General features: G+C 67.6%; 15 protein-coding genes. 11 read left to right on the forward strand and 4 right to left on the reverse strand.

The window, feature by feature from the left end; all coding sequences use genetic code 11:
• Positions 1–61: 61 nt before the first annotated feature.
• The 10 genes from garD (at position 62) to CLV01_RS01715 (ending at position 9,373) form a co-directional block, all read left to right on the forward strand.
• The gene (gene garD, locus CLV01_RS01670) at positions 62–1,627 is read left to right on the forward strand and encodes a galactarate dehydratase (protein WP_099732504.1); all 1,566 of its coding nucleotides are present in this window, start codon (positions 62–64) and stop codon (positions 1,625–1,627) included.
• 70 nt (positions 1,628–1,697) lie between these two features.
• Entirely contained in the window at positions 1,698–2,684 is a 987-nt protein-coding gene (locus CLV01_RS01675; protein ID WP_034397739.1) for a YihY/virulence factor BrkB family protein, read from the forward strand.
• Positions 2,685–2,808: 124 nt separating this feature from the next.
• Positions 2,809–3,747 (forward strand): LysR family transcriptional regulator, encoded by a 939-nt coding sequence (locus tag CLV01_RS01680; protein WP_043780296.1) that lies wholly within the window; start codon positions 2,809–2,811, stop codon positions 3,745–3,747.
• A 236-nt stretch (positions 3,748–3,983) separates the two neighbouring features.
• Positions 3,984–4,847 (forward strand): branched-chain amino acid ABC transporter permease, encoded by an 864-nt coding sequence (locus tag CLV01_RS01685; protein ID WP_043823209.1) that lies wholly within the window; start codon positions 3,984–3,986, stop codon positions 4,845–4,847.
• A complete protein-coding gene (locus tag CLV01_RS01690; protein ID WP_012202200.1) occupies positions 4,848–5,822 on the forward strand; it encodes a branched-chain amino acid ABC transporter permease in 975 nt (324 codons plus the stop codon).
• On the forward strand, positions 5,809–6,573 hold the full coding sequence (locus CLV01_RS01695; RefSeq protein ID WP_012202201.1) for an ABC transporter ATP-binding protein: 765 nt from the start codon (positions 5,809–5,811) through the stop codon (positions 6,571–6,573). The genes CLV01_RS01690 and CLV01_RS01695 overlap by 14 nt, the downstream gene beginning before the upstream one ends.
• The gene (locus tag CLV01_RS01700) at positions 6,560–7,267 is read left to right on the forward strand and encodes an ABC transporter ATP-binding protein (protein WP_012202202.1); all 708 of its coding nucleotides are present in this window, start codon (positions 6,560–6,562) and stop codon (positions 7,265–7,267) included. Before CLV01_RS01695 ends, CLV01_RS01700 begins: the two co-directional genes overlap by 14 nt.
• A 177-nt stretch (positions 7,268–7,444) precedes the next feature.
• Entirely contained in the window at positions 7,445–8,620 is a 1,176-nt protein-coding gene (locus CLV01_RS01705) for an ABC transporter substrate-binding protein (protein ID WP_013800139.1), read from the forward strand.
• Positions 8,621–8,749: 129 nt separating this feature from the next.
• The gene (locus tag CLV01_RS01710) at positions 8,750–9,031 is read left to right on the forward strand and encodes a type II toxin-antitoxin system RelE/ParE family toxin (RefSeq protein ID WP_099732503.1); all 282 of its coding nucleotides are present in this window, start codon (positions 8,750–8,752) and stop codon (positions 9,029–9,031) included.
• Between the two features lie 42 nt (positions 9,032–9,073).
• Positions 9,074–9,373 (forward strand): HigA family addiction module antitoxin, encoded by a 300-nt coding sequence (locus CLV01_RS01715; protein ID WP_013800141.1) that lies wholly within the window; start codon positions 9,074–9,076, stop codon positions 9,371–9,373.
• A gap of 92 nt (positions 9,374–9,465) precedes the next feature.
• On the opposite strand, the gene CLV01_RS01720 is transcribed toward CLV01_RS01715, so the two are convergent.
• From CLV01_RS01720 to CLV01_RS01735, 4 genes are all read right to left on the reverse strand, one after another.
• Positions 9,466–10,239 (reverse strand): SDR family oxidoreductase, encoded by a 774-nt coding sequence (locus tag CLV01_RS01720; RefSeq protein WP_034397748.1) that lies wholly within the window; start codon positions 10,237–10,239, stop codon positions 9,466–9,468.
• 155 nt (positions 10,240–10,394) lie between these two features.
• Complete coding sequence (locus CLV01_RS01725; protein ID WP_012202206.1) at positions 10,395–11,201, reverse strand: IclR family transcriptional regulator; 807 nt, start codon at positions 11,199–11,201, stop codon at positions 10,395–10,397.
• 44 nt (positions 11,202–11,245) lie between these two features.
• On the reverse strand, positions 11,246–12,019 hold the full coding sequence (locus CLV01_RS01730; protein ID WP_012202207.1) for a ferredoxin--NADP reductase: 774 nt from the start codon (positions 12,017–12,019) through the stop codon (positions 11,246–11,248).
• Positions 12,020–12,279: 260 nt separating this feature from the next.
• Positions 12,280–13,215, reverse strand: coding sequence for a LysR family transcriptional regulator (locus tag CLV01_RS01735; protein ID WP_099732502.1), 936 nt, complete (start codon positions 13,213–13,215; stop codon positions 12,280–12,282).
• 93 nt (positions 13,216–13,308) lie between these two features.
• Here CLV01_RS01735 and CLV01_RS01740 point away from each other — a divergent pair, with 93 nt between their 5' ends.
• Positions 13,309–14,100 carry an SDR family NAD(P)-dependent oxidoreductase gene (locus CLV01_RS01740; protein ID WP_099732501.1) on the forward strand — a complete coding sequence of 264 codons (792 nt, stop codon included), beginning with the start codon at positions 13,309–13,311 and terminating at the stop codon, positions 14,098–14,100.
• Positions 14,101–14,105 lie beyond the last annotated feature (5 nt).

Consider the following 14,105-nt stretch of genomic DNA (forward strand, 5'->3'; position numbering starts at 1 on the left):
GCCGCTTGCTTGGGCGCGCTGTGCCCAGCGGACAGCGACAAGAAACTGAAAAGACATTGCCATGAGTACCCCACTTCCTCTTTCCATCAGCATGCATCCGGCCGACAACGTGGCCATCGTGGCCAATGACGGGGGGTTGCCTGCGGGCACGGTGATGCCCGGGGGGCTGGTGCTGGTCGACAAGGTGCCGCAGGCGCACAAGGTGGCGCTGGTGGACATTGCCGAGGGCGGCGAGGTGCGCCGCTACAACGTGGTGATCGGCTATGCGCTGCAGGCCATTGCCGCGGGCAGCTGGGTGCATGAGCGGCTGCTGCGCATGCCGGGGGCGCTGTCTCTTGAGGGGTTGCCGATCGCCACGGTGCAGCCGCCCGAGCTGCCGCCGCTGACGGGCTACACCTTCGAGGGCTACCGCAATGCCGATGGCACGGTGGGCACGCGCAATATCCTGGCCATCACCACCACGGTGCAGTGCGTGGCCGGGGTGCTGGATTTCGCGGTGGGCCGCATCAAGGCCGAGCTGCTGCCGCGCTATCCGAATGTGGACGATGTGGTGGGCCTGGAGCACAGCTATGGCTGCGGCGTGGCCATCGATGCCGTGGGCGCCGAGATTCCGCAGCGCACGCTGCGCAACATCAGCCACAACCCGAATTTTGGCGGCGAGGTGATGGTGGTGAGCCTGGGCTGCGAGAAGCTGCAGCCCGAGCGGCTGCTGCCGCCGGGGTCCTTCCCCATCGTCGATGAGCGAGAACCCGCGCTGGACGTGGTCTGCCTGCAGGACGAGGCGCATGTGGGCTTCATGTCCATGGTGGACTCCATCATGGGCAACGCCAGGGTGCATCTGGAGCGGCTGAACGCGCGCCGGCGCGAGACCGTGCCGGCCAGCGCCCTGGTGGTGGGCGTGCAGTGCGGCGGCAGCGATGCGTTCAGCGGCGTCACGGCCAATCCGGCCGTGGGCTTTTGCACCGATTTGCTGGTGCGCGCAGGCGCCACCGTGATGTTCAGCGAGGTGACCGAGGTGCGCGACGGCATCGACCAGCTCACCTCGCGCGCCTCCAGCCCCGAGGTGGCCGAAGCCATGATCGAGGAGATGGCCTGGTACGACGCCTACCTGGACAAGGGCCGCGTGGACCGCAGCGCCAACACCACGCCGGGCAACAAGAAGGGCGGCCTGTCCAACATCGTCGAGAAGGCCATGGGCTCCATCATCAAGAGTGGCACGGCGCCCATCACCGGCGTGCTGTCGCCGGGCCAGCGGCTGGCCGACCGGGGCATCCAAAGCGGCCTGGTCTATGCGGCCACGCCGGCCAGCGATTTCATCTGCGGCACGCTGCAACTGGCCGCCGGCATGAACCTGCATGTGTTCACCACGGGCCGGGGCACGCCCTACGGCCTGGCCCAGGTGCCCGTGATCAAGGTGGCCACGCGCAGCGATCTGGCGCGGCGCTGGCATGACCTGATGGACGTGAACGCGGGCCGCATCGCCGAAGGCCAGGCCAGCATCGAGGACGTGGGCTGGGAGATGTTCCGCCTGATGCTGGACGTGGCCAGCGGCCGCAAGAAGACCTGGGCGGAGCAGTGGAAGCTGCACAACGCCCTGGTGCTGTTCAATCCAGCGCCCGTGACCTGAGCCGCGCACACAGGCCCCTGTCGGCACAGGCTGACAGGGCGCTGGTGCGCCGCTGAGCACAATGGGGGCCATGCCCTCAGATACCCCGGAAACTCCCCCCGCCTCGTCCTGGTCCGCACGCCTGCAGCGCCTGATGGAGCTGAACCCGCTGCGCGCCATGTGGAATGCCGTGCAGCTGTGGCTGGACGCCGATGGCCTGCGCATGAGCGCGGCCATGTCCTTCTACGGCATCCTGAGCCTGGCGCCGCTGCTGCTGCTGCTGGTCGGCCTGCTGGGCTGGTGGGTGGACCGCAGCTATGTGGAGCACCAGTTGATCGACCAGGTGCAGGACGTGATCGGCGAGCGCGGTGCCCAGGTGGTGCGCGGCGCGCTGGAAAGTGCCCAGCGGCCCGACGAGGGGCGGCTGGCCTCGCTGTTCGGCTTCATCCTGCTGATGTCGGGCGCCACGGGTGTGTTCGTGGAGCTGCAGTCCGCGCTGGAAAAGCTCTGGACCTCGAACGGCGAGCCACCGCCGCCCAAGGCCGTGTGGTGGCGCATGGCCGCGCTGCGGCTGCGCGGCCTGACCTATGTGCTGGCGCTGGGCTTCTTGCTGCTGGTGTCCATGGCCCTGTCCACGGCCATCCAGCTGATCACCAACTGGGCCGGCACCAAGCTGCAGATGCAGCCGCTGGGGCCGCTGATCAGCCTGATCAACGAATGCGTGTCCTTCGGCATTGCCGTGCTGCTCTTCGTGGGGCTGATGCGCATCGGCAGCGGCCCCAAGCCCCGGCTGCGCTATCTCATCTTCGGCGCCATCGTCGGTGCCCTGCTGTTCACGCTGGGCAAGCAGGCCCTGGCCTGGTATCTGTCCACGGCGGCCGTGGTCTCGGCCTATGGCGCGGCGGGTTCGCTGGTGGTGCTGTTGATGTGGATCTATTTCTCGTCGGCCATCCTGCTGCTGTCGGCTGCCACGGCCAAGGCTTTCAGCGACGCCGAGGTGCGCTTCACCCACCCCATCCGCTGGGCGCCGCCCGCCGGTCCAGCGCAGGCCAGGGACACTTCGGACGGCAAGGGCTGAGCGGCTGCATTTCGACGAAGATGAACGCCTGCGCCGCGGCCCGCAAAGCCGCGGCGCAGGGCGTTTGGGAGTGGAACAATGCAGCGAAAGTCCCCGGGCACCGAGGCCCGGGGCCAAGGACAACATGGACCGATTGCAGACCATGCGGGTGTTTCAGACCGTGGCCGACGAGGCCGGGTTTTCGGCGGCGGCGCGTCGCCTGGACATGTCCGTGCCCACGGTCACGCGCCTGGTGGCCGACCTGGAGCAGCACCTGGGCACGAGGCTGCTGCAGCGCACCACGCGCAGCGTGTCGCTGACCGAGGCCGGCGAGGCCTATCTGGAGCGCGTGCGCGGCATCCTGGCCGATGTGGAGGATGCCTTCAGCCTGGCGCAGGCACACACGCTGGAGCTTTCGGGCGCCGTGCGCGTGCTCACGCCGCCCGTGTTTGCCGAGCATGTGCTGGCGCCGCTGGTGGCGGACTTCCACCGCCTGCACCCGCGCATCTGCATCGAGGTCTTCGTGGAGTCGGCCAGCGAGGCCGCCGTGGGCGAGTACGACATCACCTTCCTCAACGCCGAGGAGGGCTATGACGGCAACGTGGTGGCGCGGCCCATCGTCACCACCTGCGGCCTGGCCTGCGCCTCGCCCGAGTACCTGGACGCCCATGGCGTGCCCGCCGTGCCCGAGGATCTGGCGGGCCACCAGTGCCTGCTGCGCCGCCGCGCCCAGGGCCGCTCCGACGTGCTGCGCCTGCGCCGGCTCGATGGCAACGCGGGCGAGGCCGAGGTGGCCGTGCAGCCCGTGCTGGTGGCCAACCACACCGGCACGCTGCTGCGTGCCACGCTGGACGGCGCGGGCATCAGCACCCAGCCGCTGGACCTGATTGCGCGCCACCTGCGTTCGGGCCGCCTGCGCCATGTGCTGCCCGAATGGACCACGGGCCATTTCACCCTCTACGCCACCTTGCCCACGCGCAAGTTCATGCCGGCGCGCGTGCGCAGCTTCCTGGACTTCGTGGCCGAGCACACGCAGCGCTCCATGCAGGGCCTGCCCGCCAACTTGCCGGCCCTGTCCATCTGAGCGCGGCTGTCATCTAGGTTACTGGCGGGGGCCTGAGGGTCTCGGGGTTTCCCAGGTGAATTCCGCTGTGCGGAATCTTCGGGTTGATCGTGGCGCCGCCCCCCTCCTAAGCTGGCCTTGCCTGTCTGCCGCATGCGTTGTCGCGCCGCGCCGGCCGGCCATGCAAAGGAGACAAGACAATGCAAGCACAGACCCTGGCCGGGCGCCGAGCCGCGCCTTTCCGCAGGAGGCGTTGAATGGACGTTTTTCTGCAGCAAGTGCTCAACGGCCTGACCCTGGGCGGCATCTACGGCCTGGTGGCCCTGGGCCTGACCCTGGTCTACGGCATCCTGCACGTGCCCAATTTCGCGCACGGCGGCTTCTACATGATCGGTGCCTTCGTGGCCTTCCAGGCCATGGTGGCCTGGAGCTGGGGCTACTGGGCGGCCATGCTGACCGCAGCCATCGCGGTGGCGGTGCTGGGCATCGTCAGCGAGCGGCTGATCTTCCATCCGCTGCGCAAGGCCTCGCCCCTGCATCCCAAGATCGCCTCCATCGGGCTGCTGCTGTTCCTGGAGGCGGGCGCCCAGGCGCTGTGGGGCGCGGACTTCCAGCGCATGCCCACGCCCTACACCTCCATCGTGGAGATGGGCGGCATCACGGCGCCCGCGCAGCGCCTGCTGATCATCGGCGCGGCCTTTGCGCTGATGGTGGCCCTGCACCTGTTCCTGACGCGCACCATCACGGGCGCGACCATCATCGCCATGGCGCAGAACCGCGAAGGCGCATCCATGGTGGGCATCGACGCCAACCGCGTGTCCATGCTGACCTTTGCCATCTCGGGCGTGCTCGCGGCCGTGGCGGCCACGCTGTATGCGCCCATCAACCTGGTCTATCCGGCCATGGGCCACCTGGTCATCACCAAGGCCTTCGTGATCATCATCCTGGGCGGCATGGGCAGCATCCCGGGCGCCGTGCTGGGCGGGCTGATCATCGGCTTTGCCGAGAGCTTCGGCGCCTACTACATCTCCACCGACTACAAGGACATCATCGCCTTCGTGCTGCTGGTGGTGATCCTGTCGCTGCGCCCGCAGGGCCTGTTCGCCAAGAGGAGTCATTGAATGAACGGATTCATCGACTCCCGCGTTGCCTGGGGCCTGCTGCTGGCCGCCGGCATCGCCTTTCCCTGGCTGGCGGGCAATGACTACCACCTCACGGTGATGAGCACGGCCTACATCTTCGCCATCGCCACGCTGGGCCTGAACCTGATCACGGGCTACACGGGCCAGCTCAACCTCGCGCATGCGGGCTTCATGGCCGCGGGCGCCTATACCGTGGGCATCCTCACGGTGGACCATGGCTGGCCGTTCTGGGGCGGGCTGGTGATGTCGGGCGTGGTGTGCGCGGTGCTGGGCTACCTGATCGGCATCGTCTCGCTGCGCCTGAAGGGGCATTACTTCTCGATCTTCACGCTGTGCGTGGGATACATCATGTTCCTCGTGATCGAGAAGTGGGAGGGCCTGACCCACGGCACCGTGGGCATCATGGGCATCCCCGCGCCCGAGGCCCTGGGCGCGCTGAGCTTCGAGTCGCCGCTGGCGCTGTACTACCTGGTGCTGGCCTTCCTCGTGGCCTCGGTCTGGGTGATGCGGCGCATCGTCCGGTCGCTGCTGGGCCGCACCTTCATGGCCATCCGCAACAGCGACGAGCTGGCCGAGGCCCTGGGCATCAACCTCATGCGCAACAAGGTGCTGGCCTTCATGCTGAGCGTGGTCTACGCGGGCGTGGCCGGCGGCCTATACGCCGGCTTCGTGCGCTTCATCGGTCCCGACATGGCCGGCGTGCACCATACCTTCGACATGATGATCTTCGCCATGGTCGGCGGCATGGGCACGGTGCTGGGGCCGCTGCTGGGCGCCATCGGCATGCCCTGGATCACGCAGTACCTGCAGTTCCTGCAGGAGTACCGCTTCATCGTCTTCGGCCCGATTCTCGTGATGCTGGTGATCTTCATGCCCTACGGCGTGGTGGGCAGCTTCACCGCATGGCGCGCGCGCCGCAATGCCAAGGAGGGCAAGCCGCATGCTCAAGATTGACCACCTGACCAAGACCTTCGGCGGGCTGGCCGCCGTGAGCGATGTCAGCACCGTGATCGAGGAAGGCCGCATCAACGCCATCATCGGCCCCAACGGCGCGGGCAAGACCACGTTCTTCAACCTGATCAGCTGCGTGCACAAGCCCACCTCGGGCACCATCACCTTCAACGGCCAGGACGTGACCTCGCTGCGCACGGACCAGGTGGCGAAACTGGGCGTGGCGCGCACCTTCCAGACCACGGCGCTGTTCGACCGCGCCACGGTGCTGGACAACCTCATCGTGGGCCACCGGCTGCGCACGCGCTCAGGCCTGTGGGACGTGCTGCGCGGCTCCAGCCGCCTGCGCGAGGAAGAGCGCGTGTGCCGTGAAAAGGCGCGCGACGCGCTGGACTTCGTGGGTCTGTCGCATGTGGCCGGCCGCATTGCGGGCGACATCACGCAGGAGGAGCGCAAGCGCGTGGCCTTCGCGCTGGCCCTGGCCACCGACCCGAAGCTGATGCTGCTCGACGAGCCTGCCGGCGGCGTCAACCCCGAGGAGACCGAGGGCCTGGCCGAGCTGATCCGCAAGCTGGTGCGCCACGGCATCACGGTGGCGCTGATCGAGCACAAGATGGGCATGATCATGAGCCTGGCCGACAAGATCCTGGTGCTCAGCTACGGCGAGAAGATCGCCGAGGGCACGCCCGAGGAAATACGCCGCAACCCCGCCGTCATCGATGCCTACCTGGGGAGCGAGCATGCTGAAGTTTGAGAACGTGTCGCTGCGCTACGGCAGCTTCCTGGCGCTGGACGGGGTCAGCCTGCATGCCGACCGCGGCGAGCTGGTGGTGCTGCTGGGCGCCAACGGAGCGGGCAAGAGTTCGCTGTTCCTCACGGCCAGCGGCATCCACAAGGCCGCTGGCGGCTCCATCGTCTGGAATGGCAGGGAGCTGGCCGGCAGCAAGCCCTCGGCCATCGTGCAGTCCGGCGTGGTGCAGTGCCCCGAAGGGCGCAAGCTGTTCCCCCAGATGTCGGTGCTGCGCAACCTGCAGCTGGGCGCCTACGTGCACCGCCGCGATCCCGGCCCCAGCCAGAAGACGCTGCAGGAGGTGATGGAGCTGTTTCCCATCCTGCGCGAGAAGCAGCATGACCCGGCCGGCTCGCTGTCGGGCGGTCAGCAGCAGATGGTGGCCATCGGCCGCGCCATGATGGGCCGGCCCCAGGCCCTGCTGCTGGACGAGCCCTCGCTGGGCCTGGCGCCCCTGGTCATCAAGCAGATGTTCGAGGCCATACAGCGCATCAACGCGGCCGGCACCACCGTGCTGCTGGCCGAGCAGAACGCCTATGCGGCGCTGAAGATCGCGCACCGCGCCTATGTGATGGAAAGCGGCCGCATCGTGCGCGAGGGCAAGCCGGCCGAGCTGCTGGCTGACGACTCCATCCGAAAAGCCTACATCGGTGCATGACATGACACTGCACCCCCTGAGCCGCTGCGCGGCTTCCCCCTCTCTCTCGCTTCGCGAGGGAGGGGGACGACGCCCTCGCTGCGGGGCGGCCCTTGCTCGGCGTCCCTGGTCTGGGCTGCGCCGGATTTATGCGTTGCTTCAGCAGCGATTCGTTCTTCACTATCCAAGGAGACAGACATGACAGCATTCGCACCATTGACCCGCCGCAGAGTGGGCACGCTGGCCCTGGCCTGCGCCGCCGTGGCCGCCGCCGGCCCTGCGCTGGCGCAGGAGGTGGTCAAGATCGGCTACTCCGGCCCGCTGTCGGGCGGCGCTGCCCAGTACGGCAAGAACGTGCTCGACGGCATGCAGATGGCCGTCTCCGAGATCAATGCCGCAGCGCCCGAGATCGGCGGCAAGAAGGTCAAGATCGAGATCGTTCCGCTGGACGACAAGTACAACCCGTCCGAGACCGCGATCAACGCCCAGCGCCTGGTGCAGCAGCACAAGACGGCGGCCATCCTGGTGCCGCATTCGGGCGGCATCTTCGCGCTGCAGACCACCAACGAGCGCAGCAACTTCATCGTGCTGGCCTACAGCTCGGTGCCGCAGATCACCAACCGGGGCAACAAGCTGACCCTGCGCATCCCGCCCGAGTTCACCTCGTACATCGACCCGTTCTCCAAGTACGTGATGGGCCGCTTCGGCAAGAAGGTGGCCCTGGTGGGCGCCGACCATGACTACGCCAAGGCCTGGGTCGCCGCCTTCAAGCCCGGCTGGGAAAAGCTGGGCGGCACCGTGGTGGCCGAGAACGCCATGAGCTACAACCGCGCCACCGACTTCTACAGCGGCGTGAGCAAGGCCCTGGCCGAAAAGCCCGACGTCCTCTTCGTGGGCGGTGCCTCCGAGCCCACGGCCCTGGTCGTCAAGCAGGCGCGCGAGCTGGGCTTCAAGGGCGGCTTCGTGGTCATGGACCAGGCCAAGCTCGACGAAATGGCCCGCGTGGTCGGCGGCTATGCGCCGCTGGAAGGCGCCATCGGCGTCATGCCCGTCTCCGAGGACACCAAGCCCGAGAACAAGGCCTTCGTCGAACGCTTCGGCAAGGTCTACCCGGGCCGCATCCCCGGCTCGGAGGCGCAGTGGAACTACACGGCCGTGCACGCCACCGTCAAGGCCATGCAGTTGGCCGGCTCGGCCTCGGACACCAAGGCCATCCACGCCAAGCTGGACGAGGCCTACAAATCCCTGCGCCCCGACGTGAACCCCGGCGGCGTCAAGGGCGTCGATGAGCGCGGCGGCACCCTGACCACCGAACGCGGCGCCGCTGTGCGCGACGGCAAGATTGAGGCGGTGATGACGGTGGCGAACAAGTAGAGCGCCGCTCAGTTTTTCGACCGAAAGCGCCTGGTGCCAGCTTGATCTGGCCCAGGCGCTTTCTTGTGGACTCAGTTGCCTGATACTTACGTTTGACGTTACTGACGCGGTGCGTTATTATTTGCTTCCATGACGATCCAGTCATTCAAGTGCCCCGACACCGAGCAACTGTTCCAGCAGAGGCGGGTGCGTCGGTGGAGCAGCATTGAAGTGGTTGCGCTGCGCAAGCTTCGGATGCTGCATGCCGCTCATGTGCTTCAGGACTTGAGGGTCCCGCCCGGAAACCGGCTGGAGGCGCTACAGGGGGATCGCAAGGGGCAGCACAGCATCCGCATCAATGACCAGTGGCGCGTGTGCTTTGTGTGGACCCATGAAGGCCCGAGTGAGCTGGAGATCGTCGATTACCACTGAAGCGAAAGCGTTGATCCTGGATCTGGCGCAGGAGTGCTGACCATGAACAAACCTTTGAACCTCCCCACGCCAGGCGAAATCCTGGCCACTGAATTCCTGGAGCCCATGGGCCTGACGCAATACCGCCTGGCCCAGGCCATCCATGTCCCGCAGACACGCATCGCGGCCATCGTCAAGAACGGCCGCTCCATCACCGCGGATACGGCGCTGCGCCTTGCGCGCTTCTTTGGCACGTCCGTGGAGTTCTGGATGAATCTGCAAAGCCAGTACGACGCTGATATCGCGCGCGAGGCCATAGGCGACGATCTGGAGTCCATCGAGCCCTTTGCCCTGCAGGCTTGAAGAAGACATGCTGAGCCGCTGCGCAGCGGCTCAAGTAAGAAAGGCCCCTGCACCGCGGTACAGGGGCCTTTCTCATTGCAGGGCTGCGTTGTTTACAACAAGCTCGCTCCACCATCCAGCACCAACGCCTGCCCCGTCATGTGCCGCGATGCATCGGACGCCAGATAGACTACGGCGCCCTTGAGGTCCTCCTCGCCGCCGATGCGGCGCAGCGGGGCGCGGGCGATGAGCTGGTCGCCGAGCTTGTCGATGAGGCCGTTGGCCAGCTTGCTGGGGAAGAAGCCCGGGCAGATGGAGTTGACGCGGATGCCGTAGTGGCCCCATTCCGAGGCCAGGGTGCGCGCCAGGTGCACGGCGGCCGCCTTGGAGGTGTTGTAGGCCACGGTGTTCATGCCGGGCGGCGTGCCCTTGAAGGCCGCGACCGAGGCCGTGATGATCACGTTGCCCTGGCCCTTGGGGATCATCACGCGCCTGGCCACTTCGCGGGTGAGGAAGAAGGGCGCGGAGACGTTGAGGTTCATGACCTTGTTCCAGGCCTCGTCCGGGTATTCCTCGGCCTTGGCGCCCCAGGTGGCGCCGGCGTTGTTGACGAGGATGTCGATGTCGCCGCAGCGCGCCAGCACGTCATCGACCAGGGCGGGGATGGTGTCGAACTTCTGCAGGTCGTTGGTGAAGGTCTCGACCTGGTAGCCCAGGCCTTGCAGGTGGGCCTTGGCCTCGGCCAGTTCATCGGACTTGCGCGCCGTGATGGCGAGGCGGGCGCCCATCTCGCCCAGCGCCTCGGCCATCTGCAGGCCCAGGCCGCGCGAGCCTCCGGTGATGAGGGCGGTCTTGCCGGTGAGGTTGAACAGTGCTTTCACGCTCATGCTGGGTGTCTCCTGCCTTGGTTTCCTGATGGTTGAGCAACGCCCTCCATGCTAGGGCGCCAGGGCGGCGCGCGCTGTCGTCTTGGCTACTGTGCGGGTAATGCGCGGCTACTGTGCGGGCGCCTGCGGGACAGCCGGCCAGGCCCGGTCTGCGGTCAGGCGCGGTCTATGTCCTGCTGCAGCCGCCGCACCATGCGCTGCAGCGCAGGCACGCCGTCCTGGCGCAGCGCATCGGCCGTGACGAAGCGCGAGGGCCCGCCCAGGCTGACGGCCATCAGCGGCAGGCCACGCCCCGGCGAGAAGGCCAGGGCGATGGCGTTGACCTCGGGCTGCCAGTCGCCGAACGAGCACGACAGCCAGGGTTGCGGATGGGTGCTGGCGCCGGGCCATAGCGGCAACTGGGCCTGGGCGGCGGCCCATTGCTCGGGGGCGTGCGATTGCAGGTAGTCCAGCGCGCGCTGGCGCTCGGATGCGGGGCTGGCGGCCAGCCAGGCGCGGCCCACGGCCGTGGTGGCCAGGGGGATGCGCGAGCCCATGTCCAGGTCGCGGTGCGTGAAGCGCGCGCTGGGGCAGTGCTCGATGTAGACCATGTTGTGCCGGTCGCGTGCGGCCAGGGCCACCTCGGCATCGGTGGTGGCGGCCAGCTTTTGCATCAGCGGGCGCGCGATCTGGCGCACGTCCAGGCGCGAGAGCATGGCGCTGCCCAGGGCCAGCGTGGCTGTGCCCAGGCGGTATTTGCCCTCTTCGGGCACGTGGATGAGGTAGCCCAGCGTGGTCAGCGTGTGCGTGAGGCGCGAGACCGTGGACCTGGGCAGTCCGCAGCGCCTGGCGATGTCCTGGTTGCCCAGCAGCTTTTCGCCGGAGCGAAAGCAGGACAGGACATCAAGGCCGCGCGCCAGGGCGACGATGAAGTTGCGGTCATCGTCGCCGGGCTGGGGCGGCGGGGTGCGGGAGGGCGGCATGCGCCGATTATCGGCAGCCGCCCCGCCGCGGGGTGTCGTGGGCTTTACTTCTCGACGAAGGCGCGCTCGACCACGAAGTCGCCAGGCGTGGTGGTGTTGCCTTCCTTGAAGCCGCGGTGCTCCAGCAGCTCCTTGAGTTCGTTCAGCATGGCGGGGCTGCCGCACAGCATGACGCGGTCGGTCTCGGGGTTGAGCTCGGGCAGGCCGATGTTCTGCGGGAAGGTGCCGGCCGTGATCTGGTTGGAGATGCGGCCCTGGTTGCGGAAGGGCTCGCGCGTCACGGTGGGGTAGTAGACCAGCTTGTCCTTGACGATCTCGCCGAGGAATTCATGCTCGGGCAGTTCCTTCTCGAACAGCTCCTGGTAGGCCAGCTCGCTGGCGTGGCGCACGCCGTGCACGACGACGACCTTCTCGTAGCGCTCGTAGGTCTCGGGGTCGCGGGCCACGGCCAGCCAGGGGGCCAGGCCCGTGCCGGTGCCGATCAGGTACAGGTTCTTGCCGGGCAGCAGGTAGTCGATCAGCAGCGTGCCCGTGGGCTTCTTGCCGACGAGGATGGTGTCGCCGACCTGGATGTTCTGCAGGCGCGAGGTCAGCGGACCGTCGGGCACCTTGATCGACAGGAACTCGAGGTGCTCCTCGTAGTTGGGGCTGGCGATGGAGTAGGCACGCAGCAGGTTCTTGCCGTCGACCTTCAGCCCGATCATCGTGAAATGGCCGTTGGAAAAGCGCAGCGCGGTGTCACGGGTGGTGGTGAAGGAGAAAAGGCGGTCGGTCCAGTGGTGGACGGACAGCACGCGTTCTTCAAGAAAAGCACTCATGTTGGCAATACGGTGAATTCGGGGCAGGCAGTGCCCGCCGGGACGTTGCAATGAGAGGTCAGTGCCATTCAGGCACGCGGTGGCGGGAAGCACAGGGGGCAGGCGCGGTGTGCGCGTTGCCGCTGCTTCGTGGCGGCCGGTGACCGGGGCAAGGTCGCTATTGTCCGGTAAATGGCGTCAAAAGGGGCAGGCGCGAACCTTTGTCTTGATACGGATTAGTGATAAGCAAAATGACGCTGGCTGAATCGCTGCAGCGCTCGCTAGGGCTTTTCGGCCGGGCCAGCGCCAAGCGTCCAGGGCAGGACCGCTTCGGCCAGCCAATCCATGAGCACGCGCACGCGGCGCGGCAATTGGCGGCGCTGGGCGTAGATCAGGTGCAGCGGCATGGGCGGCGGCGGGTGGCGGGGCAGCACCTCGACCAGTTCCCCTGCGTCCAGCAGCGGCTGCACGGCCAGGCGCGGAACCTGGATCAGCCCCAGGCCGGCCTGGCAGGCCGCGAGATAGGCCTCGGCGTTGTTCACGGTGAGCGCGCCCGCCATCGGCAGGTACCGGGGCTGGCCATCCTCCTCGTACTCGAAGCCCAGCGGCCGCGCGCCCAGCGTGCGCTGGTAGTGCACCAGCCGGTGACTGCCCAGATCCTGCAGCGTGGCGGGCAGCCCGTGGGCCTGGACATAGCCGGGGCTGGCGCAGGTGGCCAGCGCCACCAGGCCCAGCGGGCGTGCCACCAGGCCGGGCTCGTCCACGGGGCCCAGGCGCAGCACGCAATCAAAGCCTTCGCGCACCAGGTCCACGCGGCGCTCGGTGCAGCTCAGCTCCAGCTCCAGCGCCGGATGGCTTTGCAGCAGTTGCGGCAGCAAGGGCATGACGACGTGGCGCGCCAGGCCGGTGGTCATGTCCAGCCGGACCTTGCCTTGCAGCGGCGCGTCGCCTGCCTGCTGGAACTGGCCCTGGAACTCGTCCACGTCGGCCAGCAGGTCCTGGCAGCGTTCGTAGCAGGCCTGGCCGTCCTGGGTCAATTGCACGCGCCGCGTGGTCCGGTGCAGCAGCCGCGTGCCCAGCCGCGCCTCCAGCTGCTGCACGGCCTGGGAGACGCTGGCCTTGGGCAGGCCCATGCTGTCGGCCGCACGCGTGAAGCTGGCCATCTCGGCCACGCGGCTGAAGATCTGCATCTGCTCCAGAAGCTTGATTGTTTGCATGGGGCGAACAAATAAATCAGAAAAAGCCAATTTATCCAAAAATCGACCTTCAATACAGTCGCTTTCATTGCAAACCACCTAACGAGGTCCGCCATGACAGTTTCTCCTTCGACCGCTTCTTCCCCTGCCGTCCGCCGCATCGTCCTCGTCACGGGCGGCAGCCGCGGCCTGGGCCGCAATACGGCCGAGCACCTGGCGCGCCAGGGCTTGGACGTGGTGCTGACCTACCGTGAGCGTGCCGACGAGGCCCAGGCCGCCGTGGCCGCCATCGAGGCGCTGGGTGGGCGGGCCGCCGCCCTGCAGCTGGACGTGGCGCGCAGCGCGGGCTTTGCGGACTTTGCGGCCCGCGTGCGCCAGGCGCTGGCCGATACCTGGCAGGCCGACCGCCTTGATGCGCTGGTGCACAACGCCGGCATCGGCATCAACGCGCCATTCGCCACCACCACCGAGGCGCAGTTCGATGAATTGGTCGCCATCCACCTGAAGGCGCCGTTCTTCCTGAGCCAGCACCTGCTGCCCCTGCTGCGCGACGGCGGCAGCATCATCCACCTGTCCAGCGGGCTCACGCGCTTCACCCAGCCGGGCTATGCGGCCTATGCATCCATGAAGGGCGGGGTGGAGGTGCTGACGCGCTACCTGGCGCGCGAGCTGGGGGCGCGCGGCATTCGCGTCAACACGTTGGCGCCGGGCGCGATTGCCACGGATTTTGGCGGTGGCCGTGTGCGCGACGATGCGCAGATGGGCGCCGCCCTGGCCAGCCAGACGGCGCTGGGCCGCGTGGGCCAGCCCGACGACATCGGCCCCGTGATGGCCGCCCTGCTGCAGCCCGGCATGGGCTGGGTGCAGGGCCAGCGCATCGAGGCGTCGGGGGGCATGTTTCTCTGAAGGCG

It is taken from the genome of Delftia sp. 60 (genome assembly GCF_002754395.1).
In the GTDB taxonomy this organism is placed as follows: Bacteria; Pseudomonadota; Gammaproteobacteria; order Burkholderiales; family Burkholderiaceae_C; genus Comamonas; species Comamonas acidovorans.